17 protein-coding genes and 5 pseudogenes are annotated in these 25,964 nt (G+C 57.8%); 7 read left to right on the top strand and 15 right to left on the bottom strand.

Annotated elements, in window-relative coordinates; all coding sequences use genetic code 11:
- The 4 genes from E8F11_RS11985 to E8F11_RS11970 all read left to right on the top strand — a co-directional run.
- The coding region (locus E8F11_RS11985) for an LLM class flavin-dependent oxidoreductase (protein WP_280287239.1) at positions 1–1,161 on the top strand (1,161 nt) is incomplete at its 5' end.
- Between the two features lie 68 nt (positions 1,162–1,229).
- On the top strand, positions 1,230–2,321 hold the full coding sequence (locus E8F11_RS11980; RefSeq protein ID WP_069084950.1) for an LLM class flavin-dependent oxidoreductase: 1,092 nt from the start codon (positions 1,230–1,232) through the stop codon (positions 2,319–2,321).
- A gap of 175 nt (positions 2,322–2,496) precedes the next feature.
- Entirely contained in the window at positions 2,497–3,291 is a 795-nt protein-coding gene (locus E8F11_RS11975; protein ID WP_069084949.1) for an SDR family oxidoreductase, read from the top strand.
- Between the two features lie 311 nt (positions 3,292–3,602).
- Positions 3,603–4,553 carry a LysR family transcriptional regulator gene (locus tag E8F11_RS11970; protein WP_069084948.1) on the top strand — a complete coding sequence of 317 codons (951 nt, stop codon included), beginning with the start codon at positions 3,603–3,605 and terminating at the stop codon, positions 4,551–4,553.
- On the opposite strand, the gene E8F11_RS11965 is transcribed toward E8F11_RS11970, so the two are convergent.
- From E8F11_RS11965 to E8F11_RS11925, 9 genes and pseudogenes are all read right to left on the bottom strand, one after another.
- Positions 4,535–5,218 (bottom strand): TetR/AcrR family transcriptional regulator, encoded by a 684-nt coding sequence (locus E8F11_RS11965; protein ID WP_237234736.1) that lies wholly within the window; start codon positions 5,216–5,218, stop codon positions 4,535–4,537. The two genes, E8F11_RS11970 and E8F11_RS11965, sit on opposite strands and share 19 nt — an antisense overlap.
- A 142-nt stretch (positions 5,219–5,360) precedes the next feature.
- Positions 5,361–6,512, bottom strand: coding sequence for an acyl-CoA dehydrogenase family protein (locus E8F11_RS11960; RefSeq protein ID WP_069084947.1), 1,152 nt, complete (start codon positions 6,510–6,512; stop codon positions 5,361–5,363).
- 33 nt (positions 6,513–6,545) lie between these two features.
- Complete coding sequence (locus tag E8F11_RS11955) at positions 6,546–7,649, bottom strand: enoyl-CoA hydratase/isomerase family protein (protein ID WP_280289039.1); 1,104 nt, start codon at positions 7,647–7,649, stop codon at positions 6,546–6,548.
- A 2-nt stretch (positions 7,650–7,651) separates the two neighbouring features.
- Positions 7,652–8,542, bottom strand: coding sequence for a 3-hydroxyisobutyrate dehydrogenase (gene mmsB / locus E8F11_RS11950; RefSeq protein ID WP_069084945.1), 891 nt, complete (start codon positions 8,540–8,542; stop codon positions 7,652–7,654).
- 32 nt (positions 8,543–8,574) lie between these two features.
- The gene (locus E8F11_RS11945; RefSeq protein WP_280289038.1) at positions 8,575–9,348 is read right to left on the bottom strand and encodes an enoyl-CoA hydratase; all 774 of its coding nucleotides are present in this window, start codon (positions 9,346–9,348) and stop codon (positions 8,575–8,577) included.
- A gap of 48 nt (positions 9,349–9,396) precedes the next feature.
- The gene (locus E8F11_RS11940) at positions 9,397–10,902 is read right to left on the bottom strand and encodes a CoA-acylating methylmalonate-semialdehyde dehydrogenase (protein WP_069084943.1); all 1,506 of its coding nucleotides are present in this window, start codon (positions 10,900–10,902) and stop codon (positions 9,397–9,399) included.
- Entirely contained in the window at positions 10,883–11,449 is a 567-nt protein-coding gene (locus tag E8F11_RS11935; RefSeq protein ID WP_145928352.1) for an MHS family MFS transporter, read from the bottom strand. Before E8F11_RS11935 ends, E8F11_RS11940 begins: the two co-directional genes overlap by 20 nt.
- A 449-nt stretch (positions 11,450–11,898) precedes the next feature.
- Positions 11,899–13,224, bottom strand: a pseudogene (locus tag E8F11_RS11930) (PAS domain-containing protein); the annotation flags it as partial.
- Positions 13,225–13,497: 273 nt separating this feature from the next.
- Positions 13,498–14,292: a dienelactone hydrolase family protein gene (locus E8F11_RS11925; RefSeq protein WP_280289037.1), complete on the bottom strand. Its 795-nt coding sequence runs from the start codon at positions 14,290–14,292 to the stop codon at positions 13,498–13,500.
- A gap of 403 nt (positions 14,293–14,695) precedes the next feature.
- Here E8F11_RS11925 and E8F11_RS11920 point away from each other — a divergent pair.
- Positions 14,696–14,845: pseudogene (locus E8F11_RS11920) on the top strand (IS5/IS1182 family transposase); the annotation flags it as partial.
- A gap of 110 nt (positions 14,846–14,955) precedes the next feature.
- Positions 14,956–15,807: pseudogene (locus E8F11_RS11915) on the top strand (IS5 family transposase).
- A gap of 222 nt (positions 15,808–16,029) precedes the next feature.
- Here the strand turns inward: E8F11_RS11915 and E8F11_RS11910 are convergent.
- Entirely contained in the window at positions 16,030–16,635 is a 606-nt protein-coding gene (locus E8F11_RS11910; protein ID WP_069084940.1) for a TetR/AcrR family transcriptional regulator, read from the bottom strand.
- Between the two features lie 298 nt (positions 16,636–16,933).
- Here E8F11_RS11910 and E8F11_RS11905 point away from each other — a divergent pair, with 298 nt between their 5' ends.
- A complete protein-coding gene (locus E8F11_RS11905; protein ID WP_069084939.1) occupies positions 16,934–18,070 on the top strand; it encodes an LLM class flavin-dependent oxidoreductase in 1,137 nt (378 codons plus the stop codon).
- A gap of 27 nt (positions 18,071–18,097) precedes the next feature.
- Here the strand turns inward: E8F11_RS11905 and E8F11_RS11900 are convergent.
- The 5 genes and pseudogenes from E8F11_RS11900 to E8F11_RS11880 form a co-directional block, all read right to left on the bottom strand.
- Positions 18,098–18,663, bottom strand: a pseudogene (locus E8F11_RS11900) (IS3 family transposase); the annotation flags it as partial.
- Between the two features lie 51 nt (positions 18,664–18,714).
- Positions 18,715–20,532 carry a GGDEF domain-containing protein gene (locus E8F11_RS11895; protein WP_280289036.1) on the bottom strand — a complete coding sequence of 606 codons (1,818 nt, stop codon included), beginning with the start codon at positions 20,530–20,532 and terminating at the stop codon, positions 18,715–18,717.
- Between the two features lie 219 nt (positions 20,533–20,751).
- A pseudogene (locus E8F11_RS11890) lies at positions 20,752–20,985 on the bottom strand (transposase); the annotation flags it as partial.
- A gap of 321 nt (positions 20,986–21,306) precedes the next feature.
- Positions 21,307–22,557 carry a ribonucleotide-diphosphate reductase subunit beta gene (locus E8F11_RS11885; protein ID WP_280289035.1) on the bottom strand — a complete coding sequence of 417 codons (1,251 nt, stop codon included), beginning with the start codon at positions 22,555–22,557 and terminating at the stop codon, positions 21,307–21,309.
- Between the two features lie 278 nt (positions 22,558–22,835).
- Positions 22,836–25,727: a ribonucleoside-diphosphate reductase subunit alpha gene (locus tag E8F11_RS11880; protein WP_280289034.1), complete on the bottom strand. Its 2,892-nt coding sequence runs from the start codon at positions 25,725–25,727 to the stop codon at positions 22,836–22,838.
- Between the last annotated feature and the right edge of the window lie 237 nt (positions 25,728–25,964).

The raw sequence follows: 25,964 nt of genomic DNA, 5'->3' as shown, positions 1-25,964 counted from the left end.
GGCCCAATGAAGTTTCATTTGATGCAAACAGGTGTGATCGGTCGTCGTTATGAGCTGGAAGCGGGCATGGCCGGTCAGCGCCCTGAGCTGTATCAGCGCTTTCTATCCGAGGTGCGCGATTACGTGCGTCTGGCGGATGAGCTTGGCTACGCAGGCTACTGCCAACCTGAGCATCACCTGCAGATCGAGGGTTTTGAGATCAACAACCATCCCGGCATGTTCAGCCTCTATGTGGGCCTGCATTCCAAGCGGATGAAGGCCGGCATCATGGGGTACACCCTGCCGACCCATAACCCGGTGCGCATCGCCGAAGAAATCGCCACCCTTGACCATATGCTCCAAGGGCGGCTGATGGTCGGTTTCACCCGTGGTTACCATGCGCGCTGGGTCGACTCCTATGCCGCGCGTCCGGGGGTCAGCGCCACTACGCCGGACAACGCCAAGGCCCGCGATGAGCAGGATGCGCTGAACCGCGAAGTCTTCGAGGAGTCGCTGCAGGTCATCAAGAAGGCCTGGGCCAACGACGTGTTCAGCCACAAGGGCAAGCACTGGGAGTTCCCGCCAAATGGCGGCTCTGCCGGTCACCCGGCCTATGCCAGCATGGGCAAGGGCATGGATGCCGATGGCATCGTGCGCCAGATCGGGATTGCGCCGAAGTGCTACCAGAATCCCCACCCGAAGATTTACGGCGGCTTTGCCGGCAGCATGCGCACCGTCGACATGTGGGCACGGGAAGGCGGCAAGCCGATCGTGCTGGCTGCCGACCTGGACTTCTGCGATGCCCTGTGGAACCGCTATGCCGATACCGCCCGCCAGCATGAGCGCGAAGTTGCCCGCGAGGATGTTGCCGCCTGGGGTGGTTTCCTGATGCTGACCGATGACAAGGACAAGGCCAAGCAGTTGATGGCTGAGCACAAGTGGTTCTGGGACAAGTGGTTCATCCCGTTCGGCCAGAAAATGCCGAACGTGCTGATCGGCTCGGCTGACGACATCGCCGAGCAGATCGGCCGCGCGCATGACCGCCTGGGCTTCAACGAACTGTTCCTGATGTTTGGCCAGGGCCACCTGGACCCGGAGCAGAACAATGAAGAGTTGGAGAAGTTTGCCAGCCTGGTGGCCCCTCGGTTCGCGACCAAGGATGCCGAAGGGACGCTGGTTTAAGTGATTGCATGGCCGGTATGCCTGGCACGCCAGCCTGACAAGGTAAACAAAAACAAGAGGTAACGACTATGCAATGCGGTTTTTTCCATACTCCCTATAACCTTCCGCACCGCACGGCACGGGAGATGTTCGATTGGTCTCTCAAACTGGCACAGGTCTGTGATCAGGCGGGGTTTACCGATTTCATGATCGGTGAGCATTCGACCCTGGCTTGGGAAAACATTCCCTGTCCGGAGATCATCATCGGCGCCGCAGCGCCGATCACCAAGAATATCCGTTTTGCGCCGATGGCCCACCTGCTGCCCTATCACAACCCGGCCAGTCTGGCGATTCAGGTTGGATGGCTGTCACAGATTCTCGAAGGCCGCTATTTCCTTGGCGTGGCGCCCGGTGGACATCACACCGATGCCATCCTGCACGGTTTCGAAGGCATTGGCCCGCTGCAGGAACAAATGTTCGAGGCGCTGGAGCTGATGGAGAAGGTCTGGGCACGCAAGCCTTTCATGGACAAGGGCAAGTTCTTCCAGGCCGGATTTCCGGGGCCGGATACCATGCCCGAATACGATGTGGAAATCGCCGACAACAGCCCTTGGGGTGGCCGCGAAGCATTGGAAATCGCCGTTACCGGTCTGACCAAAAACTCCTCGTCGCTGAAGTGGGCGGGTGAGCGCAATTACAGCCCGATCTCCTTCTTCGGTGGTCATGAGGTCATGCGCTCGCATTACGACACCTGGGCCACAGCTATGCAGTCCAAGGGCTTTACCCCGGAAGCCTCGCGCTTCCGTGTGACCCGGGAAATCTTCATTGCCGACTCCGATGCCGAGGCCCGCAAGCGCGCCAAAGCCAGCGGCATGGCCAAGACCTGGGAGCACTACCTGTTCCCGATCTACAAGAAGTTCAATCTGTTCCCGGGCATCATCGCCGATGCTGGTGTAGATATTGACCCCAGCCAGATCGACATGGACTTCCTTGCCGACCATGTCTGGCTCTGCGGCTCGCCGGAAACCGTGACGCGCAAGATCGAGGCAATGATCGAGCGCACCGGCGGCTTCGGTCAGGTCATCGTTAACTCGCATGACAATATCGACAACCCGGAACCCTATTTCGAGTCGCTGCAGCGCTTGGCGCAAGAAGTGGTACCCAACGTCAGAACATCCTGAGAACGAAAGGCTAGGTTCTGGTCTCCTCCACCTGGCTTGATCAGTTCTAATAAAAACAGGTGGCACTGAGGATCAAGTTGCCTTGTTTTTGCTGTGTTGATCCGACACAAATGGCTGCTGCTTGGCAGCCATTTTTCACCGCTCATATTATTCGACTGACAAGAAGCTCAGGTATATGTCTTGCAATGACATCTCTGGACTGTTTTCCGTTGCCGGCAAAACAGTATTGGTTACAGGTGGGGCCAAGGGTATTGGTGCAATGATTACCCGCTGTCTGGTGGCGGCAGGCTGCCGGGTGCTGGTCGCTGGGCGGGACCATGCTGCGGCAGACAGTTTGAACCATGAACTGGCGGAGTACGGAGGTTTTGAGTTCATTGAGTGTGACCTTGTGCGAGATGATCAGTTGGCTGATCTATTTCGCACGGTGCAGGATTGCTGTTCGCAACTGCACGCACTGGTTAACAACGCCGGTGTATTTCATGCGCCGCCACTTGGCTCTGTCACTGAGAAAGACTGGTCTGCGGTGATGAGCCTCAACCTGCAGTCGCCGTTTCTGCTGATCCAGGCGCTGTGTCCCCTGCTGGAAAAGGCCGGCACATCTGATGATCCGGCACGCATAATCAATATCGGTTCAGTGGGTGGCATTCTCGGGAAAAGTTACGGCGGCGCCTATGCCTATGGTTGCAGCAAGGCTGCCATGCATCAGCTTAGCCGCACGCTGGCATCAGATTTACGTTCGCGCAATATCAATGTCAACGCCATTGCTCCGGGTTACTTTCCAAGTGATCTCACCGCAGGAGTCATCGCTGATGCAGAGGTTGAGCGAGCGGTGCTGGATGGTATCCCTGCTCATCGCTTTGGCAGTGCGGCAGATGTTGGCGGCACCGTTATCTATTTGATCTCCCGTGCAAGTGCCTATCTCACTGGGACGATTATCCCCCTTGATGGTGGTCTGACAGTGGCCCCGTGATCCTTACACGGGACGTGAAGCGTCCTTCGGATGATCAAGCCCCAGTTCGGTTATGTTTGAGGGTTTGGTCCGTCCCTGGCCTTGCCAAGAATACAGCGCAGCTAGTGACGCTGTTCAACGTCCTCAGAACATCTCAATCTGTTTGAAAGCGCGCGTAGGTCCGCTGTGGCAGCCGCCGTTCGATCTGCCTTGATTTTTGGATCGATATCGGGTAATGATGCTTTGGAAATCAACATTTACGTTGATAATTGTAGTGCGCGTGATGAGCGCCGTGCTCGCTAAGCCCTGATCGTGCGAACTGGAGGAAAAATATGCCAAATTGCGCCAGCCTCGAGCGTTTAAATTGGGACGACCTTCGCTTCTTCTTAGAAGTGGCGCGCACCGGTACCGCCAGCGCTGCGTCTCGAAGGCTGGGCGTTGACTACACTACGGTCTCGCGTCGAATCCGTGTTCTGGAACAGAACCTGGGTGCATTGCTATTCGAGAAATCGAGGGCGGCGGGTTTCGTGCCCACGCTTGAAGGGCAGCGCATGCTGCGCTACGCCGAGACTCTGGAAAGCACCCTACAGGCAGCCTGCGAGCAAGTTTCAGGCACTGGTTTGGAACTGTCTGGGCATGTGCGCATCGGTTGCACTGAGGGATTCGGCTCCAGTTTCATTACTCCGCATATGAGTCGATTCCAGGACCGCTATCCACACATCTCGCTGGATATCCTCCCGGTGCCACACTTCGTCAGCTTGTCGAGGCGTGAGGCTGATATCGCTATCACGCTGGAGCGTCCGCAACGTGGGCCTTATGTCTGCTCTAAGCTCTGCGACTACCGTCTACGCTTGTATGCCACTCCTGAGTACTTGGCCAATAATGCGCCGATTCGCAGCCTCGAAAGCCTGGCCGGGCACACGTTCATCTCCTACGTTGAAGACTTAGCCTTCAGCCCAAAGCTTCTCTACTTGAATGATCTTGTACCCGGAGCGGTTCGCCAGCTGCGTAGCACCAGCGTAATTGCTCATTACCATGCAGCGCTGGAGGGGAGGGCGCTTGCAATTTTGCCCTGCTTTCTCGCAGGACATAACCCGCGTCTGTGCGAAGTTCTTCCGGGTGAGATAGAGGTAGTGCGGCAGTTCTGGATCTATTACAGCGAGGATCTACGTAAACTCCGTCGTATTACTCGGGTAGCCGAATATCTGCGGGCCTGCGTCGAGCTTAACCAGCCGCTACTGTTGGGCGAGTCAACGTCGATGAGCTATCTGCCGCCGGACTGAGCTACCGAGTTAGCTAAACTCTGGGTGGCCCGGATCACGCCTCGTATGGATCCGATAATCATTTCGCGTAGCAACTCAAACTTTGCCGTGTTGCCAGTTGGTGCCTCTCCGAGCCAAGCCGGTAACTGATTAAGCTGTGAAACGATGCTAGCTAGGCCGGCACGGCGGACCTCGCATGCTGGCTCTCCGGTTAGTTGCTCCACGGTTTCTATTAGCACTGCCTCATAGCGTTGGCGCAACTTTAGGATTCGCTCCTGGTGATCGTTATCGAGGCAGTGCAGGTCGTATTCTGCCAAACGGAAGTGTGCGCCCATACCGTTGTGTAGCTGGAGATGGGCTTCAGTGAGGAGAAGCAGTCGTGCTGTGGGGGAGACGTCCCGGTGGGACAGTTTCAGCGCGCCATTTAGCAACTGCTCATATAGTTCCTCGATTAGCTCGAACAGCAAGGCTTCTTTGCTCTCGATGTGGTTGTAGAGGGAGCCGACAGGAATGCCCATGAACTCTGCCAAGTCGCGCATACTGACTCGGCTGTAGCCACGCTGAGCGAACAACTCCAGAGCTTTCTCGCGTGTTTGGTGATAGCGTTTTGGGGAGCCAGTAGTACTTATAGGTTGGCTGCGAGTGGATGACGGCAGCTTGTTTTGCAAGGCGATGGGCATGGACATCAGACCTTCATCGATGTGGCTGCAGCTGACTGTGTTATTGACCGCTAGCGATACCGCTTCTAGCGAGTCTTGGATGTTTGTCATGATCGTAGGTGTGTAGTTGGGGCGCTTGTGGGCGCCGCTGAGGCGCCCACAAATGGTTTCATAGCGTGTAATTGGTCATTTCCCGAGTGATCAAAAGCCGCTGTACTTCGCTGGAGCCTTCGTAGATCTGCGTGATCCGCGCATCGCGGTAGTACTTCTCCACCGGGTAGTCCTCCAGGTAGCCGTAGCCGCCATGGACCTGGATGGCGCTGGAGCACACCTGCTCGGCGATTTCTGAAGCGAACAGCTTGGCCTGGGAGGCTTCGGACAGGCAGGGCAGGCCGGCGCCCTTCAGGCGCGCGGCGTGGAGGATCATCAGGCGCGCGGCATTGAGACGGACCTGCATGTCCGCCAGCAGGTTGCCGATGCTCTGGTGCTCGATGATCGGCTTGCCGAACTGCACCCGTTCCCGCGCGTAGCCCAGGGCCGCCTCGAAGGCTGCACGGGCGATGCCCAGGGCCTGGGCGGCGATGCCGATGCGCCCGCCTTCCAGGTTCGACAGGGCGATGGCCAGGCCCTTGCCGCGCTGGCCCAGCAGGTTCTCTTCCGGGATGCGGCAGTCGCTCAGGGTCACCGCGCAGGTGTCCGAGGCCTTGATCCCCATCTTGTGCTCGCTGCGGTCGACCACGAAGCCGGGGGTGTCGGTGGGCACCAGGAAGGCGGACAGGCCTTTCTTGCCCAGTTCCGGATCGGTCACCGCGAAGACGATGGCCAGCTTCGCCCGCTTGCCGTTGCTGACGAACTGCTTGGCGCCGTTCAGCACCCACTGGCCGTCCTTGAGCTCGGCACGGGTGCGCAGGTTGTGCGCTTCCGAGCCAGCCTGGGGTTCGGTAAGGCAGAAGCAGCCGATGGCGGCGCCACTGGCCAGCTCCGCCAGCCAGCGGCCTTTCTGTGCTTCGCTGCCGTACTTGAGGAGGGGCCCGCAGCCCACCGAGTTGTGGATGCTCATCAGCGCGCCGAGGGCGCCGTCGCCGGCGGAGATTTCCTCCACCGCCAGGGCATAGGCCACATAGTCGATGTAGGTGCCGCCCCATTCCTCGGGCACCACCATGCCGAGCAGGCCCAGCTCGCCCATCTGCCGTACCAGATCGTCGTCGATCCAGCCGGCCTTTTCCCAGGCCTGGGCGCGCGGGGCGACTTCGGCGCGGGCGAAGTCGCGCGCCATGTCGCGGATCATGCGTTGTTCTTCGGTGAGTTCGATATCGTGCATTAAAGGTCTCCAGCGGATCGGGCGTGCCTGGCGCTATTGAGTTACTGGCCGTTCAGCAGCTATTGCAGAGGTGCGACGGGTATGGAAGCCTGCAAAAAAGGCTTTCACCTGTTCGTCCTGTAACTCCTCAAGGTTCGGCGGGTTCCAGCGTGGGTTCTTGTCCTTGTCGATGATCAGGGCACGGATGCCCTCCATCAGGTCGCCCTTGTCGAACCACTGGCGGTCCAGATGCAGCTCAAGATCGAAACAGTCAGCCAGATTAAGACGTCGGCCGCAGCGCAGAAGCTCGAGGGTTACCGCCATGGCGAGTGGGGAATTTTTGTTGAGGAGGCGAATCGTTTCCTCTGCCCAATCTTGTACGTCGGGCCGGCTGTCGGACTGCAATGCAGTGCGGATCTCCTGGAGATTGGGCAGTGAAAAGATTTCGTCGATAACTTGGCGATAAGCCTTCAGCTCCGAACCCGGAATACGCTCGGTGGCAAGGCCAGCCAGCAACTGGTGGAGGTTCTCCCGAGGGGCGTAGCTCCAGTTCAGGCTGTCCAGCGCCCAGTCCAGCTCGGCAAGGCGTTCACTGGGCAGGCAGTAGTCGGCCAGCCCGGCATAGAGCGCGTCGGCGGCGCGCACATGGTGGCCGGTGACGCCCAGGTAGACGCCCAGTTCACCGGGCAGGCGCGGCAGGAAGTAGCTGCCGCCGACATCCGGGAAGAAGCCGATGCCGACTTCCGGCATGCCCATCCGCGTGCGTTCGGTGATGACCCGCAGCGAGGCGGACTGGGCCAGGCCCATGCCGCCGCCGAGGACGAAACCGTCCATCAGTGCCAGCACCGGCTTGGCGTAACCGTGCAGGTATTCGTCCAGGGCATATTCCTCTTCAAGGAACAGCTCGTGCTGGTTGTCGCCGGCCGCATGGCTCTCGTAGAGCATGCGGATGTCACCACCGGCACAGAAGGCCTTCTCGCCGGCGCCGCGGATCACCACGGCGACTATGTCCGGGTCCAGTTCCCAGGCCCAGAGGTGCCGATGGAGCAGGCGCACCATGGGCAGGGTCAGGGCGTTCAGCCCGGCCGGGCGGTTGAGGGTGAGGTGGCCGACGCGGTTGCGCACGCTGGCCAGGACCGGTGCCTCGTGCTCGCTCATGCTCAAGCTTCCCGACGGAGCAGGTTGATGATCGCGGAGAAGTCCAGGCCGCCATGTCCCTGCAGGCTGAAGGTCTGGTAGAGCTGCTGGGCCGCTGCGCCCAGCACCACCGGCTGTTTCGCGTGGCGGGCGGCCTCGGTGGCCAGGCCCAGGTCCTTGAGCATCAGGTCGGTACCGAAGCCGCCGCTGTAGCCGCGGGAGGCCGGTGCATTCTCCAGCACGCCGGGGAAGGGGTTGTTGATCTCCGAGCTCCAGCAGCGGCCGCTGGAGGTGTTGATGATGCCGGCCAGCACTTTGGCGTCCATCCCGAGGGAGACGCCCAGGGCCATAGCTTCGGCGACGCCGACCATGGAAATGCCCAGCAGCATGTTGTTGGCGATCTTGGCCACCTGGCCGTTGCCGGTGTCGCCACAGTGGACGATGTTCTTGCCCATGGCGGCGAGTAGCGGTTGCGCCTGGTCGAAGGCGCTGGCGGTTCCGCCGACCATGAAGGTCAGGGTGCCTGCCGCTGCGCCGCCGGTGCCACCGGAGACCGGTGCGTCGAGCATGGGATTGCCCTGGGCGGCGGCGGCCTGGGCGACTTCGCGGGCGCTCAGCGGGTCGATGGTGGAGCTGTCGATCAGTAGTACGCCTTGGCCAATATTGGCCAGAAGGCCATCCTGGCCCAGGTAGACCTGCTTCACGTGGGCCGCGGTGGGCAGCATGGTGATGATCGCCGCGGCACCGCCGCGGGCGACTTCCGCCGGGCTGCTGGCCACGCGGGCGCCCAGTTCCACCAGGGCGGCGGTGGCCAGGGGCGAGGGATCGAACACGGTGAGGGTGTGGCCGGCCTTGAGCAGGTTGCGGGCCATGGGGCCGCCCATGTTGCCGAGGCCAAGGAATCCGATGTGCATGTTGGCGTCCTCTTGAGGTAGGGCCGGAAAAGTCAGCGGTGAATAAAACTGGGAGCGCGCTTTTCGACGAAGGCACTCATGCCTTCCTTCTGATCGGCGTTGGCAAAAGTGGAGTGGAATACTCGGCGCTCGAACCGGATACCTTCCGCCAAGCTACCTTCGAAGGCGCGATTAACCGACTCCTTGATCAACATGGCCGCCGGCAGAGATTTTTCTGCAATGGCTGCAGCGCTTTTAAGCGTTTCCTCGAGGAGGAGGTCGACCGGTAGTACACGTGCAACCAAGCCGGTGCGCTCTGCCTCCAGGGCATCCATTTGCCGACCGCTCAGGCACATGTCCATGGCTTTGGCTTTGCCAATGGCACGAGCCAAGCGTTGGGTTCCGCCGATCCCGGGCAACACACCAAGAGTGATTTCTGGCAGGGCAAAACGAGCATTGTCAGCGGCATAAATGAGGTCGCACATCAGCGCCAACTCGCAGCCGCCACCCAGTGCATAACCGGCGACTGCTGCGATCAGGGGTTTGCGCCGGGCTGCAATGCGATCTGCTGCAGAGAAGAAGTCATCAAGGAGGACTTGCGGATAGGCCATGGCGACCATTTCCTTGATGTCCGCTCCGGCAGCGAAGGCCTTGGAAGAACCGGTAATCACCATGCAACCGATGTTGGGATCTCGATCCAGACCGTCGAGTGCCCGGTTGATTTCGTCGATCAACTGGACGTTTAACGCATTGAGCGCCTTGGGACGGTTGAGGGTGATCACGCCAACGCGGCCGTGGACTTCAACAAGTAGAGATTCGTATGCCATCTAGAGGTCTCCTGAATCAGGGGCGGTGCATAGCCCGCCCCTGATGCCTCACTTGAGGGTGATGGTGGTGTTCACTGCCCCGCCGACATCGTTCTCGTCGAACCAGCGCTGGGTGATGGTCTTGGTCTGGGTGTAGAACAGCACCACTTGCTTGCCGTACGGGCCGAGGTCGCCCAGCTTGGAGGCGCGCGAACCGCTGAAAGAGAACAGCGGCACCGGCACCGGGATCGGCACGTTGATGCCGACTTGGCCGACATCGATCTCTTCCTGGAAGTGCCGCGCGGCGGCGCCGGAGCGGGTGAAGAGGGCGGTGCCGTTGCCGTTCGGGTTGGCGTTGATGAAGGCGATGGCCTCGTCCAGGGTGGCTGCGTTCACCACGCAGAGCACCGGACCAAAGATCTCTTCGCGGTAGATGGTCATTTCGGTGGTCACGCCGGAGAAGACAGTCGGGCCGACGAAGTTGCCGTCCTGGTAGCCGGGCACGCTCGGGTTGCGGCCGTCCAGTTCCAGCCTGGCGCCTTCCTCGATGCCGGTGGCGATCAGGCCGCTGATGCGATCCAGTGCGGCGCAGGAGACCACCGGGCCGATATCGGTGCCCGGCTCGACGCCGGCGTTGACCTTCAGGGTCTTGGCCTTTTCCACCAGCTCCGGCAGCCAGGCCTGGGCCTCGCCCACCAGGATCACCACCGGCAGGGCCATGCAGCGCTGGCCGGCGGCACCGAAGGAGGCGCCCAGCAGGTTGTTGAGGGTCTGCTGCTTGTGGGCGTCGGGCAGGACGATGGCGTGGTTCTTGGCGCCCATCATGCACTGCGCACGCTTGCCGTTCAGGGTGGCGCGGTTGTAGACGTGGGTGCCCACCTTGGTGGAGCCGACGAAGGACACGGCCTTGATGTCCGGGTGGTCGCAGAGCAGGTTCACTGCGTCGACGCCACCGTGGATCACGTTCAGCACGCCTTTCGGGATACCGGCTTCCAGGGCCAGCTCAACCAGACGCATGGTCACCAGCGGGTCCTGCTCGGAGGGCTTGAGGACGAAGGTGTTGCCGCAGGCGATGGCCATGGGGAACATCCACAGCGGAATCATCGCCGGGAAGTTGAACGGGGTGATGCCGGCGCAGACGCCGATCGGTTGCAGCAGGGTGTAGGTGTCCACGCCATTGGCCACGTTGTTGGCCAGCTCGCCCATCTGCAGGGTGCCGATGTTGGCGGCATGCTCCACTACTTCCAGGCCACGGAACACGTCGCCTTCGGCGTCCGGCAGGGTCTTGCCCTGCTCGGCGGTGAGCAGCGCGGCCAGTTCCTTGATGTTCTCGCGGATCAGTTGCTGGTACTTGAGGAAGATGCGGGCACGGGCGCCGATCGGGGTCTTGCGCCAGGTCTTAAAGGCTGCCTGGGCGGCGGCGACGGCAGCGTCCATCTCGTCTTGGGTGGCGAAGGGGACGCGGGCCAGGACTTCCTGGGTAGCCGGGTTGACCACGTCGCGCCATTGACTGGTCTTGGATTCGACGAATTCACCGTTGATTAAGAGTTTTACTTTAGGAATTGAAGCGCCCATGTGTATGTTCCTGTGGGTGGTTTATAAAGAGGTTGAGCGATCGCTCGTACAGCCAGGTTTGACTGTCGTGTACTAAGTAGTGAGGGGATGAGGTAAAGGGGAGTGGTGAATTCGAGCAGGCTGGTAAGTCGTCGTTTTGCGTATAGCTATGAACTACGGCAATCGGCGGCACTTGCGAACGAAGACTATGTCGTTTGAGTTTTCTAAGGTCCGGAGACTTAGCGACGCTTGCTCGGTGCAGCCGGCCGAAAATGCGTAGAGTGATCTTGGTCAGAAATGGCAGCCGCCAACCCCAAGCTAGCAACCGTTCTTCATGAATGGAGGCAATCGTGCTCGTCAGATGACCGGCGACCCCCTCTGCGTAGACGGTGAAGGCAGTCAAGGTGACTTGCAAAGGAAGGAATAGCTTGTTGAAGGCTAGGGCGGCGGCGGTGCTGTAGAGAAAGAAGTCGTGCCATTCAATAGTCGTGCCCTCCAACCTGGAAGGTCCGGCGCTGCGGTAATGCTTGGGATTACCTTGGGCTTTCTTGAGAGCAACGTCTCTCATGGCTGGTTCTCTTGTTGTTTTGTGTGGCCGATATGTCGTTCATCGATGAGCTAGCTGCCTCGAGTATATGGATGCAGGCATCTAGCATGTAACAAGCAAAAAAACCTGTGCGATGTGCATTAAAAAATACCCCGTCTGAAGGTGTCAGTTGGGTGGGTCGGTGCTATCCCTAGGCATGTGGCGTGCTTAGGTTGAAGGTTGCAGCAGATGTGGCGAGAATATTTTTAGATTACATAACCAGATTCTGGAAGATTTTGGTGTTGGGGCTGATGTGCGCACTTCCGTTGCCTGGCTGCGTGAGATAAAACTTATCCAGGTAATTTATTCTATGGGGCGAGTAATTTAGGAGCTAACCAAGTCACTAGTGCCGCTGTGATGCCTGGGTGGCTTGTGGTGAGGGTTTTATTGGTACGTTCCGGCATGTATTATCGGTAAGAAGAGTTTTGATCATTATTCTGCGTGGCAAGCATTTCGGCCGCCTGGTGAGTGGCCTCACTTGTTTGTGTGGCAAGTTTGCGGACTTCATCGGCAACTACTGCAAAACCCCGTCCAGCCTCACCAGCGCGTGCGGCCTCAATTGCCGCGTTGAGAGCGAGTAAATTTGTTCGGCTAGCGATGGCTTGGATGGCACCAACAATCTCGGTAAGTTTACTTAGGTTTCGTTCTATGAGCTGTCTTTGCATTTCCCGCTCCTCACGTAGTTGTTCCTCTTGGCGCTGAGAGTGCATGTCTACCAACGCCCCCGCTATCCGGAGCGGCTTTCCTTCAGTATTTCGTCGTGTCTTGCAGCGGGTGCTGAACCAGCGATACTCGCCGTTTTTTAACTTTATCCGGTAAGTCGCCTCAAACGGGGTGCAACCGCTGCTGTCGTTTATGTGTGCGCCAAACAACTCAGAAACACTTTGTCTGTCGTCTGGATGGATGCGAGAAGCCCAGCTTTCGAGAACATTGGGAAATTCTTTTGGCTCTTCGAAGCCGAGCATCTGAAGGAATTGCTGCGACCACCACAGGGGATTGTGAGAATTTAGTGGGTTGCCACCTATCACCTCCATATCCCAGAGGCCGTCGCTGATTATCTCCCTGGCAATCTCGAATCGCTCAAGCGTCCGCCCCAGTTCGCAATCACGTTCGTGCTGTACGTGTACGTCACGTATAGTACCGGCCATGCGTATCAGTACACCTTTAGCGTCACACCAAGTCCTGGCATTTACCTCAACTTTGACATAGTCACCTCTACCGTTACGCAGTCGGTATTCAATACGAAGTGTGACGTCGTATCGTCTATCTTTCAGATATCGGGTCAATGCATCCGTAGTCGATTCCCAGTCGTCAGGATGTATACGCTGAATCCAAGTGCCGAGTTGTATAGAGAGATCTTTTTCGTCATCTAGCCCAAGTAATGAGCGAAACTGTGTTGAGCACCAAAGGGTGTTATTTGCATTCACAGGGTCTCCATTTTTTACCAGCAGATCCCAAAACCCTTCGCTGCTGGCTAGGCTGACCAGTTCAAGGCGTTGTTCGACATGCAATCGTTCGGTCGTGGTAGCGGCCTGCTGCTGAGTTAACGAAGCTATCTGGTTGGTGAGGGCAATCTGTTGTTTCTGCTGATGATCTTGAGCTTGAAAATGTTCGCGCCATGCGCGGTAAGCGCGCTTAACTAGGGGGGGTGCAGCTACATCCTCTTCTGGTGCGTTGGATTGGGAGCGTCCTTCCAGCGCATCAATTAGATGCATCAAGCATTCAATAGTAGCTCGGCGACTTTTAGAGATCAGCATGTTAGCGCCCGTTGCAATGGGGTAGGCGGAACTAAAGATTTAGCTAAAGCTACAATTGTGTAGGTTGGGTAATAATATTTCGGGGTTGGTTGTTCGTGGCCGTAATGTTGTAAAATTATTGGTCAAATACTTCTCTTGGGAGGTGTGGTCTTTTATTTCTTGACTCCTCTCAATAATTATTTGGAGCTGGTTACTTCTGGTTTCGATAATGCAGATGGCAGTTAAGGGAAGTCGCCCCTCGTCTACAAATAAGAGATTATTGCTTTGAGTCCATTAACGAATGAGTGTCGTGTCAAGCAGGTCAAACAGCTCACGCCAATGGCGCTCGGCAGCTTCTTCGTTGAACTCTTGAAAGTCAGCTACGGCGAAGCCGTGTAGGGCCTCAGCATAGATTTCACATCGGTGATCGACGCCGGCCTCTAACAGGGCTTTCTCTAGACGCTTGGCCATTTGTGGTGAGTAGTAGTCGTCTCTATCGGCGCCGGCGACATAGGCTCGCGCCTTGATCAATGGCGCCAGTAAGTGGGGGCTGGTGTCAGCATCCGTAGCAAGATTGCCTCCATGGAAGCTCGCTACAGCCAAAATTCGATCCGGATAGGTGCCCGCAATGGAGAGAGCAATGCCACCGCCCATGCAATATCCGATTGTCCCAATATTGGGACTAGAAACATCGGTGCGGGTATCCAAGTAGTCTATGAATGCCTGTGCATCCCGTGCCGCCTTGTGATTGTCGGTTGAGGCGAGGAGATGACCAATTGCGCCCATGACATCGCTGCTTCTGAATATCTCTGCAGGTGCCAATGGCCCATAGGGGCCGGCTCGATAAAACAGGTCAGGCAGTAACACGACATAGCCGCGTTGTGCGAGCCGTTCGGCCATTTGGAACAATGTGGGACGGATGCCAAAGCCATCCATGCAGAAGATCACGGAGGGCCAGGGTCCCTGACCCTCTGGCGTGAAGATGTGCGCCTGGCACCTGCCATCGCGTGTTTCTATTGAAACCTGTTCGTGATTCAAAGTGATGCAATCCTTACTATCATTCGATTGTCTGCATTCGAATTCGACCATGGCCAATTGACGTATTGGTTCCAAGAATGGTGCCTATAGCGATTTTCCAGCGGTGCCGCCGGAAAGCCGGATCGGGCAGGCTCACTCACTATTCCGTTGAAAAACCTTGCGACGACGGAGACGTGCGTAATCCTCGTCTAGCACACTAGCATCGAGGTTCCTTTCCGGTCAACGAATGTGTTGATATGGGGCAGGTCGAAGCTCTAGGTGATGTGAGTCTCCGATCGTTTGCAGGGCTGGATGTGCGACGAAGCAGGCAGCCGTTAGGGCCATTGCGTCGCATTGGGCAGGGAGTGGCTTAGCTGTTTGGGCCTGCCGGTCTGTGGGGCAAGTTGATTGCGGTCTGAGTCAGTTGCAAGCATCGCCCGGTGAACGATCCGCCACCGGCTAAATCGAGGCGGTAATGAACCAGGCGATGAAGGGCAACCAGTAATGCTTCGGCGCGAAAGTGAAAATTGGCGCCGGCGATGAATCGGGATTGGCGCACAGTGAGGTGGTCACGGTGGCCAATGCCGCGGAGGTTACTCAGATCGATAAATTGCTGTATGGCGAGGTGTGCTTCTGTGGCCTGCCTAAGAGTATGACGCAGTTGGTGATGCTGTTAGGTTCTGTACGAAAAGTCGGTGCAGGTAGAATCGCCGCCATGATTGGCTGGAGGCCCGCATGGCAAGGCGCTACGAACTCCCCGATGCGGCATGGGGAGTTGATCCAGGATCTGGTTTCCCGGAGCAGAAGATGGGGCGACCGCGCAGTGATAATCGACTGGTGCTCAATGGCATCTTCTGGATCCTGTGCTCTGGGGCAGCCTGGCGGGATCTGCCGGAACGTTTCGGCCCTGGGGCGACGGTGTATCAGCGTTTTCGCGACTGGCGAGACGACGGCACGTTCGATCAGGTACTTGAGCGATTGCACGTCCGGCTGAATCAGGAAGGCCTGATTGACCTGGACACCTGGATGATCGACTCCACCGTGGTGCGTGCAACCCGAACCTCCTCCGGCGCCGGGAAAAAGGGGGGCCGGAAGAACCGCTAGACCATGCCTTGGGACGCAGCCGAGGCGGCCTGACCACCAAGATTCACCTGATCTGCGATGCCAATGGTGTTCCTCGGCGTTTCATGCTGTCACCGGGGGCAAGCCAGCGACATTTCACATGCTCAGCCTCTGTTGGAGCAGGTATGCATCCCCGGAAAACCGGGGCGGCCTCGTAAACGCTGCCGCTGGTTATTGGCCGACAAGAGCTACGATGCCGAACACCTACGTCTCTACTGTGATCGCTACCGCATGCAGCCGGTGATGCCGCAGCGCACCATCAAGCGCGAGCCCAAGCCAGGTGGGGCGGCAGTTTGACCGTCCGAAGCACCGACAGCGGAACATCATCGAGCGAATGTTGGCTGGCTGAAAGAGAGCCGGAGAATCGGCACCCGCTACGACAAGTTGGCCAGCAGTTCGGGCGCGATGGTCACACTGGCTTGCACGCTGCGATGCCTACGGCATTACTTTTCGTACAGAACCTAGCCCTGTCGCGCTTATTGATCGCTCGCCGACATTTGCTGGCCACCAGCAGGAGTGGTTCGTCAGTAATGGAAAGTGCCCCAAGCCGAGCCAACGTATGGGACGGAACTCGAGGCAGTTAGTGCTGCCGCCTGCTGCGTAAACTGTTTTTGAGGCAACTGAGCTATCAGGCTGGAAAGGTTGGGGTAATTCAGGACATCCCTAGTTCATAAAAATAAAAATCGATTAGTCTTCATTTGAAAACAAAGCGTTAAGTACTATACCCACCATCCTTTCTTGTAATGCTGGATACCTTTCCTGCTCGTCATTTCTTTTGCTCGATGTAAAACAAGCGGTGCCCAACGTGCCTATCCAAAGCAACTGGACTGCTTCATGAGCGGGGCAGTTCAGGACGCCTTCGTCATATAGTCGCGATAGGTCGCTCTCTACCGTGCGTAGCGTTTCCGCAACGGTGGCAGGTGGCTCGCCAGCTAGGATTTGTTGGATAACTATCCTGCACATAAGTGGCTCTTGATGAGCAAAGTGATTAAAAGCGCCCCAGCCGTTTCTCAATCCTTGTTGGGGGCCGCGCTCTTTCGCTCCCTGTTGATAGGCTTCAGCCACTTGTTCATAGGTTTCATCAATGGCAGCCCGGTGCAGTCCTGTCAGATCGCCGAAGTAATGATAGATCGTTGGTGCGCCGACCCCTGCAAGGGCGCAGATTGCGCGTGAGCTTGCTCCCTCGCGTCCCTCGGTACTCAGTAGGTGCCGTGCTACCTGCAGCAAGCGCTTCTTTACCTCGAGAGTGTCGCTGCCGCGATCCTTCATGCTGCGAGAAGCCATCGATTTCATCTGACCAACCTGTTCATAAAATTCAATAGGCTCCCTGAGCCGATTTGGGTCAATCCTTGTGGATAAAAGGCATCTTGAGGGCTCTCCCCCCTGCTCGTGCGGCATTTGGCACCAAGCACATTCTAGGAGCGACAGGGCTCCAGCTTAGCGAATGTCGGGATGACAAGCATCAAAAATCTATCAACGCATGGGTTGACCGATCTCTATAACGCCGTTATATTCACCACTGCTGGCATCTGCCCGCAGACACAGGCTAATGCCTCCCTTGCCTATTACCCATCTAGAGGAGATAACAATCATGGCAATGGAAACTGGTTTGATCTTTCATCCCTACATGCGTCCTGGTCGGACAGCCAAGCAAACCTTTGATTGGGGCATCCAGAGTGCCGTGCAGGCGGACAGCGTCGGTATCGATTCGATGATGATCTCCGAGCACGCCTCGCAGATCTGGGAAAACATTCCCAACCCTGAACTGTTAATCGCCGCGGCAGCCCTGCAAACCAAGAACATCAAGTTCGCGCCCATGGCCCACCTGCTGCCGCATCAGCATCCGGCCAAGCTGGCGACCATGATCGGCTGGTTGTCACAGATTCTGGAAGGCCGCTATTTCCTCGGTATTGGTGCTGGCGCCTATCCGCAGGCCTCCTACATGCACGGAATTCGCAACGCCGGTCAGTCCAACACGGCTGACGGTGGGGACGAAACCAAGAACCTGAACGACATGGTGCGAGAGTCCCTGTACATCATGGAGAAGATCTGGAAGCGTGAGCCATTCTTCTATGAAGGTAAGTACTGGGACGCGGGTTATCCGGAAGAGATTGAAGGCGCAGAGGGTGATGAGCAGCATAAGTTGGCTGATTTCAGCCCTTGGGGGAGCAAGGCACCTGAGATTGCGGTGACCGGTTTCAGCTACAACTCGCCGTCCATGCGTTTGGCAGGTGAGCGCAACTTCAAGCCGGTTTCGATCTTCTCTGGTCTAGATGCGCTGAAGAAACACTGGGAAGTCTATTCCGAAGCAGCCATTCAAGCGGGCCATTCCCCGGACCGTTCGCGTCATGCGGTATCCCACACCGTATTTTGTGCTGAAACTGACAAGGAAGCCAAGCGCTTGGTCATGGAGGGGCCGATCGGCTACTGCTTCCAGCACTACCTGATCCCGATCTGGCGTCGTTTTGGCATGATGGACGGCTATGCCAAGGATGCAGGTATTGATCCGGCTGATGCTGATCTCGAGTTCCTGGTGGATCGCGTCTTTTTGGTCGGTTCGCCCGATACCGTGAAGGAGAAGATCAATGCGCTTTTTGAGGCAACAGGTGGTTGGGGTACGCTGCAGGTAGAAGCACATGATTACTATGATGATCCTGCGCCCTGGTTTCAGTCTCTAGAGTTGATCGCTAAAGAGGTCGCTCCCAAGATTGCGCTTCCTAATCGCTGAACATAGGTAAGCGGGCCCGGCGGCTGGAGTCCTGTATTCAACAGGGCTCAGGCCGCTTTGTTTCAGCCTGATGCGCGAATGATTGTAGTAGTGGATGTAGTCCCGCGGCCCTGCTTCAAGCTCATTGGGGCTGTTGAATTTGCTCAGGTAAAAGAATTCGGATTTCAACGTGCCGAAAAAGCTTTCCATAGCCGCAATGTCATAGCAGTTACCTTTGCGGAGATGCTTGGTTTCACTGCATGTTCGTTACGGACGCGACGGTAGATGGGCATCCGATACTGCCATCCCTGATCGGAATGCAAGATCAGTTTGTCTCGCGGCCGTAGCCGCGAAAATGCTTTCCGTAGAATCGCATCGACCATGTCGAACAGAGGACGCCTGGATGTTTCGTAGGCAATGATTTCGCCGTTGTAGAGGTCACGTATCGGTGAAAGGTAAAGATTTTCGCCTCCGACTTTAAACTCCGTCACATCGGTTACCAACTTCTGGTTCGGTCGCTTGGCATCGAATTTTCGCTCCAGCAAATTCGGCGCTACCTGGCCTACTTCACCTCTGTAGGCGCGGTATTTCTTGAGGCGCACGCGGCATTTCATGGCGCACTAGTTTTGGTGGGTAGACCGTGTCAGATATAAGCGACTGGGGACTCACTTCTCCAATAACTTCCAGCTAGAGCACTGCAGCCAATCTACAAAATCTTCTGTCGGCATTGGCGCTCCTATCAGATATCCTTGAGCTACATCACATCCCATCTCCATTAGGCGCCCCAGGACCTCCTGGTTTTCAATTCCCTCAGCAACTACCTTTAAATTTAATCTGTGAGCTAGCTCAATTGTAGAGTGAACAATGGCAGCTGGCTTTGGGTGCTCGGTTATTTGCTTAACGAAGGACTGATCGATCTTGATTGCATCTACCGGTAGGTTCTGGAGATAGCTCAAGCTGGAATAGCCAATTCCAAAATCATCGATAGCTAGTTGAATCCCGGCATCTTTCAATTTTCGCAGTGTTTCTAATGCACTTGCTGGGTCTTCCATGAGCGCACTTTCAGTAACCTCAAACTGAATCCAATTCGACGCCGCCCCCCAAGTCGCCATCAGCCCTTCGATCTTGGTGACTAGCCTAGCATCGCGTAAGTCTTGTGCCGAAAGATTTATGGATAAAGGCACGTTTAAGCCTGATTCATTCCACGCAAAGCGTTGTCTAAATGCAGCTTCAAGAACCCAAAATGTTAGCGGAGTAATTAGTCCGGTAAATTCGGCAAGCGCTACAAACTCACTGGGAGGCACCATATTTCGAACCGGATGCCGCCAACGCAATAGTGCCTCGGCGCCACATATATGCGAGGAGATTAAGCTGAGCTGAGGCTGGCAATGGAGAATTAACTGGTCGAGTTTGATCGCATCGCGCAAATCCGCCGTCAGTAATAGTCGGTTGGTGCACGCCTCTTCAAGGCTAGGAGCGAATACCAAAAAGTCGCGTCCTGTACGCCTCGCCTCAGACATGGCAGCCCGTGCATGCCTAAATAATGTGTCCGGCTCAACACCATGGCCGGGGAATAACGCAACTCCTATCGTCATCCTTGCATAGTGGTTTAGCCCAGAAGAGTCAGTCGCACCATGAAATAAAGAACTCAGTCTTTGCGCCATTTGGACAGCAGCGTCTGCGTCTGCATTTGCATAAAGAATTGCGAATTCGGCCTCGCCTGCGCGAAAAATAACTCCGCTGGAGAGAATTGTTGCGCAGAGTAGGCTCGCAATCTCTTGTAGTAATTTGTCGCCCTGTAGGTATCCAAGGGTGTCGTTGATTTCGTGATGATTTTCGGCCTTAAGAAGCAGTACTGCTAGCGGACGGTGTTGCTCTCTGAGTTCTGTAATGACTGACTTGGCTTTTGTATAAAACATCTCTCGATTAGGTAGTCCAGTAAGTGAGTCGTAGTAAGCTATTTGATGAATTCTTTCCTCTGCAGCCTGATGCTTTGCGCGTATGCGTAGATTTTCTATTCCAAACGTCAAATCATCAGCCAGTTCACCTAAAAGAGAAACTTCAGACTCATTAAATGCGTCAGGCTCGGTAGCAGTAATGCACAGAGAGCCTACGACAACTGAACCTACCCGTAATGGAAAGGCAGTAACCGATCCATAGCCAAGGCGAACCATGTCTTCGCGCCATTTAGCGTGGTCAGGGTCGGTGAGAAGATTACGGCCGACACAGGCTTTACCTGTAATAACAGCGATAGCTGCGGCACCTCCCTCTTCTGAATTAGCCCACGAAAGCGAAATGCTTCTAAAAAAATCAGCCTCCTGATGGCTATGTGTAGAGCTGAGTGCATACGCCATATGGACTAGGGAATAGCCATCGTCGTTTAGCGAATACCAAACACCGGCGTAGCGATAATGGCCTTTTACCACTATCACTCGGCACATTCCGTTCAGTAACTCTTGCTCATCTGAGCAGCGCAGGAGCATACGATTACCTGCACTAAGGGTCTTGAGCGTCCGGTTTAGTCGCTCCAGCTCCCGAAGACTGCAGCCTGCCTCAGTTACCATGGAAGCCCTATCTGCGCGAGGGGCGTTGCGAGGGGAAGTCATTGAGCTTGGTCCGAGAGGAATACACTCAGGTTAGCCCTGGATGTGTGGTCTGTCCCGGAGCTGGTGGACAGGTAGCTAAGAGCTAATGCTCGCATAGCGCTGCTCGGAACGGATGCCGTAGCAGTAACCGACGACCAGCATGCGCACCATCAACTCCGGATCAATCGACGGGCGCCCGATGGGGCTATAGAAGTCGGCCAGGTGGGCCCGCAGGTCGCTGAGATCCAGGCACTGGTCGATGCTGCGCAGGAGGTGTTGGGGCGGGACGTGGTCTTCCAGATTGAACGAGTAAAACAGGCGCTGCTGCCCACCCGGTAACCGTCCCATCATGCTGCCTGCCCCCATGCTCGCTGACGGCGTGATTTTGCCGGCGGCATGGAGTGGCAGCTACTTTTTCAACAGAATCGGCCCAAAGCGGAACTACCCAGCAATGAAAAAGGGCCGGTGAGCATTGCTCGCCGGCCCTTTTGTTTACTCCCTTCTACCCCAGTTCCTTTGGGGCTAATGGCCTTGCCCTGTTGCTACAGCCAGCCTTGGATGGCTGGCGCCGCTGCCCTCCCCAGGGCAGCGGTTCTGCACCTTCTCGGTGCATCCGTTTCAACATTCAGTGAAAAAGTTTCAGTGTTTGTTGAAAAACTACGTGACCCGGAATCAATCCCAGCTCAGCGCGCCGCCGGTCTGGTATTCAATAACGCGCGTCTCGAAGAAGTTCTTCTCTTTCTTCAGGTCCATGATTTCAGACATCCACGGGAACGGGTTGGTGGCGCCCGGGTATTCCTCTTTCAGGCCGATCTGGGTCAGGCGGCGGTTGGCGATGAACTTGAGGTAGTCCTCCATCATCGCGGCGTTCATGCCCAGTACGCCGCGAGGCATGGTGTCGCGTGCGTATTCGATCTCGAGCTGGGTGCCCTGGAGGATCATCTGGGTGGCTTCGTCCTTCATCTGGGCATCCCACAGGTGCGGGTTTTCGATCTTGATCTGGTTGATCACGTCGATGCCGAAGTTCAGGTGCATGGATTCGTCGCGCAGGATGTACTGGAACTGCTCGGCGGTGCCGGTCATCTTGTTGCGGCGGCCCATGGAGAGGATCTGGGTGAAGCCGCAGTAGAAGAAGATGCCTTCCAGTACGCAGTAGTAGGCGATCAGGTTGCGCAGGAACTGGCGGTCGGTCTCCGGGGTGCCGGTCTTGAACTCGGGGTCGGAGATCGAGCGGGTGTACTTGAGGCCCCAGGACGCTTTCTTCGCGACGCTCGGGATCTCGTGGTACATGTTGAAGATTTCGCCTTCATCCATCCCTAAGGACTCGATGCAGTACTGGTAGGCGTGGGTGTGGATCGCCTCTTCGAAGGCCTGGCGCAGGATGTACTGGCGGCATTCGGGGTTGGTGATCAGGCGGTACACGGCCAGCACCAGGTTGTTGGCAACCAGGGAGTCGGCGGTGGAGAAGAAGCCGAGGTTGCGCATGACGATGCGGCGCTCGTCTTCGCTGAGGCCGTCCTTGCTCTTCCACAGGGCAATGTCGGCGTTCATGTTCACTTCCTGGGGCATCCAGTGGTTGGCGCAGCCATCCAGGTACTTCTGCCAGGCCCAGTCGTACTTGAAGGGTACGAGCTGATTGAGGTCGGCGCGGGCGTTGATCATTTGCTTGTCGCCAACCTGCACGCGCGCGGCGGAGCCTTCGAGGTCGTCCAGGCCTTCCTGGATGTCGAGGGCGTCCAGGGCTTTCTTGGCGCGGGCAACCGCATCGGAGTCGCTGGAGGAAACGGCGCGGGCGTCGCTGACGGAGCCGGCGGCTTCGTCGTCGAGCTTGTCGTGGTTGGCGCCCAGTGCGGCTGCGGCAGCGGCCGGTTTGGCGGCAGCGGGTGCGCTGTCTTCTTGGTCGAATTCGTCCCAGCTCAGCATGGCGGTTGCTCTCCTGCTTGAGGGCCGGTCAGTTGCCGGCCTGTATGGATATACAGTAAAAATCTTAGTTCGTTGCTTGGTGCATGCAAGGCAACGGTCCGCTCGCGGCGGAGGGCAGGGCGGTGGTTTGCCCTGGCCTGTGCCTGCCCGGTTGGTGGGCGTGGCTTTTGGATCGGTGTTCGGTGCGGTCTGAGGTTTCCCTCACCCCCGGCCCCTCTCCCTGAAGAGGAGAGGGGAGGGAGCGGCCCCGCGTGGGGGCCTTGGCTGTGCGTTACCTGTTATTGGCAGGCTTCGCAGTCCGGGTTGTCGATGGAGCAGGCTTTCGGCACCGGGGCCGGCTGCGGGGCTGCGGCCGGGGCGGCTTGCAGGCTTTCGTCGATGGCAGCGGACACGGCGTTGAGCTTGCCGGTGTTGATGGTCGACTTCTCGGTGCTGGTGGCGGCCAGGGCACGGAGGTAGTAGGTGGTTTTCAGGCCACGGTACCAGGCCATGCGGTAGGTCACGTCCAGCTTCTTGCCCGAGGCGCCGGCGATGTAGAGGTTCAGGGACTGGGCCTGATCGATCCACTTCTGGCGGCGGCTGGCGGCGTCGACGATCCACTTGGTCTCGACTTCGAAGGCGGTGGCGTACAGGTCTTTCAGGTCTTGCGGGATGCGCTCGATCTGCTGCACGGAGCCGTCGTAGTACTTCAGGTCGTTGACCATGACCGGGTCCCACAGGCCGCGGGCCTTGAGGTCGCGTACCAGGTAGGGGTTGATCACGGTGAACTCGCCGGAGAGGTTCGACTTCACGTAGAGGTTCTGGTAAGTCGGCTCGATGGACTGCGATACGCCGGTGATGTTGGCGATGGTCGCGGTCGGCGCGATGGCCATGATGTTCGAGTTACGAATACCTTTCTGTACGCGCTCGCGCACCGGGGCCCAGTCCAGGGACTCGGTCAGGTCGACGTCGATGTACTTCTGGCCACGGGCCTCGATGAGGATCTGCTGGGAGTCCAGCGGCAGGATGCCCTTGGACCACAGCGAGCCGTCGAAGGTCTCGTAGGCGCCGCGCTCGTCGGCCAGGTCGCAGGAAGCCTGGATGGCGTAGTAGCTCACCGCTTCCATGGACTTGTCGGCGAACTCGATGGCCGCGTCGGAACCGTAGGCAATGTGCTGCAGGTACAGGGCGTCCTGGAAGCCCATGATGCCGAGGCCGACCGGACGGTGCTTGAGGTTCGAGTTGCGAGCCTGCGGAACCGAGTAGTAGTTGATGTCGATAACGTTATCGAGCATGCGAACGGCGGTCTTGACAGTCTTCTCGAGCTTGGCGGTGTCCAGCTTGCCGTCGACGATGTGGTTGACCAGGTTGATCGAGCCCAGGTTGCAGACTGCGATCTCGTCCTGGTTGGTGTTCAGGGTGATCTCGGTGCACAGGTTCGAGCTGTGGACCACGCCCACGTGCTGCTGCGGGCTGCGCAGGTTGCACGGGTCCTTGAAGGTCAGCCACGGGTGGCCGGTCTCGAACAGCATGGAGAGCATCTTGCGCCACAGGTCCTTGGCGGCGATGGTCTTGTGCAGCTTGATCTTGCCGTAGCCGGCCATGGCTTCGTAGTACTCGTAGCGCTCTTCGAAGGCCTTGCCGGTCAGGTCGTGCAGGTCCGGTACTTCGGAGGGCGAGAACAGGGTCCACTGGCCATCGTCGAACACGCGCTTCATGAACAGGTCCGGAATCCAGTTCGCGGTGTTCATGTCGTGGGTGCGGCGGCGGTCGTCACCGGTGTTCTTGCGCAGCTCGATGAACTCTTCGATGTCCATGTGCCAGGTTTCGAGGTACGCGCAGACGGCGCCCTTGCGCTTGCCACCCTGGTTCACGGCGACGGCGGTGTCGTTCACCACTTTCAGGAAGGGCACGACGCCCTGGGACTTGCCGTTGGTGCCCTTGATGTAGGAACCCAGTGCACGTACCGGAGTCCAGTCGTTGCCCAGGCCACCGGCGAATTTCGACAGCATGGCGTTGTCGTGGATCGCGCTGTAGATGCCCGACAGGTCGTCCGGCACGGTAGTCAGGTAGCAGGACGACAGCTGCGGACGCAGGGTGCCGGCGTTGAACAGGGTCGGGGTCGAGCTCATGTAGTCGAAGGACGACAGCAGGTTGTAGAACTCGATGGCGCGCTCTTCTTTCTGCTTCTCTTCGATGGCCAGGCCCATGGCCACGCGCATGAAGAAGACTTGCGGCAGTTCGAAGCGGATGCCGTCCTTGTGGATGAAGTAGCGGTCGTACAGGGTCTGCAGGCCGAGGTAGGTGAACTGCTGGTCACGCTCGTGGTTGATGGCCTTGCCCAGTTGTTCCAGGTCGAAGGTCTTCAGCTGCGGGTCGAGCAGTTCGAACTCGACGCCCTTTTCCACGTAGGCCGGCAGGGCCTTGGCGTAGAGGTCGGCCATCTCGTGGTGAGTGGCGCTCTCGGCAACGCCGAGGAAGCCCAGGGCTTCGGCGCGCAGGGTGTCCATCAGCAGGCGGGCGGTGACGTAGGAGTAGTTCGGCTCGCGCTCCACCAGGGTGCGGGCGGTCATCACCAGGGCGGTGTTGACGTCCTTCTCGGCCACGCCGTCGTAGAGGTTCTTCAGGGTTTCGCGCTGGATCAGGTCGCCATCGACTTCGGCCAGGCCTTCGCAGGCTTCGCTGATGATGGTGTTCAGGCGGCCCATGTCGAGCGGCTGAAGGCTGCCGTCGGCACGGGTGATGCGGATGCTCGGGTGCGGCTGGGCCACTTCGCCGCCGGCCACGCGCTTGGAACGCTCCTGGGCGCGCGATTCGCGGTAGATCACGTAGTCGCGGGCGACCTTCTGCTCGCCGGCGCGCATCAGGGCCAGTTCGACCTGGTCCTGGATCTCTTCGATGTGGATGGTGCCGCCGGAGGGCATGCGACGCTTGAAGGTGGCGGTGACCTGCTCGGTCAGGCGTGCGACGGTTTCATGGATACGCGACGAAGCAGCGGCAGTACCGCCTTCCACAGCGAGGAACGCCTTGGTGATGGCAACGGTGATCTTGTCGTCGGTGTAGGCGACGACGGTGCCGTTGCGTTTGATCACGCGCAGCTGGCCGGGCGCGGTGGCAGCCAGATCCTGGTTGGAATCGGCGGCCTGGGGCGCTGCGGCCTGCGGGTTCTCGCGAGTGGTGTCGGTCTGCATGGGGTTCTCCATGATCTCTATTTATGTAACGGCGCCCGAGTCGCCTTCATTGCCTTTTCACAACGCCATACGCACGGCTGGGTGCCGGGCGCGAAAACGTGGTGCTACGAGGCTGAAGGACAGGACTCAAGTGCCTTCCTGGCCCTACAAGTCAATCGCCACGGTGTTAAATCCGCCGTGACAACACAATACCTAGTGGTGGGCGCTGTTCACGCCGCACCTGCTTCCGGCCCCCAG

Origin of the sequence: Pseudomonas sp. BN417, assembly GCF_029871205.1 — a bacterium.
Lineage (GTDB): Bacteria > Pseudomonadota > Gammaproteobacteria > Pseudomonadales > Pseudomonadaceae > Metapseudomonas.
This window is presented reverse-complemented; position numbering and strand designations above follow the sequence as displayed.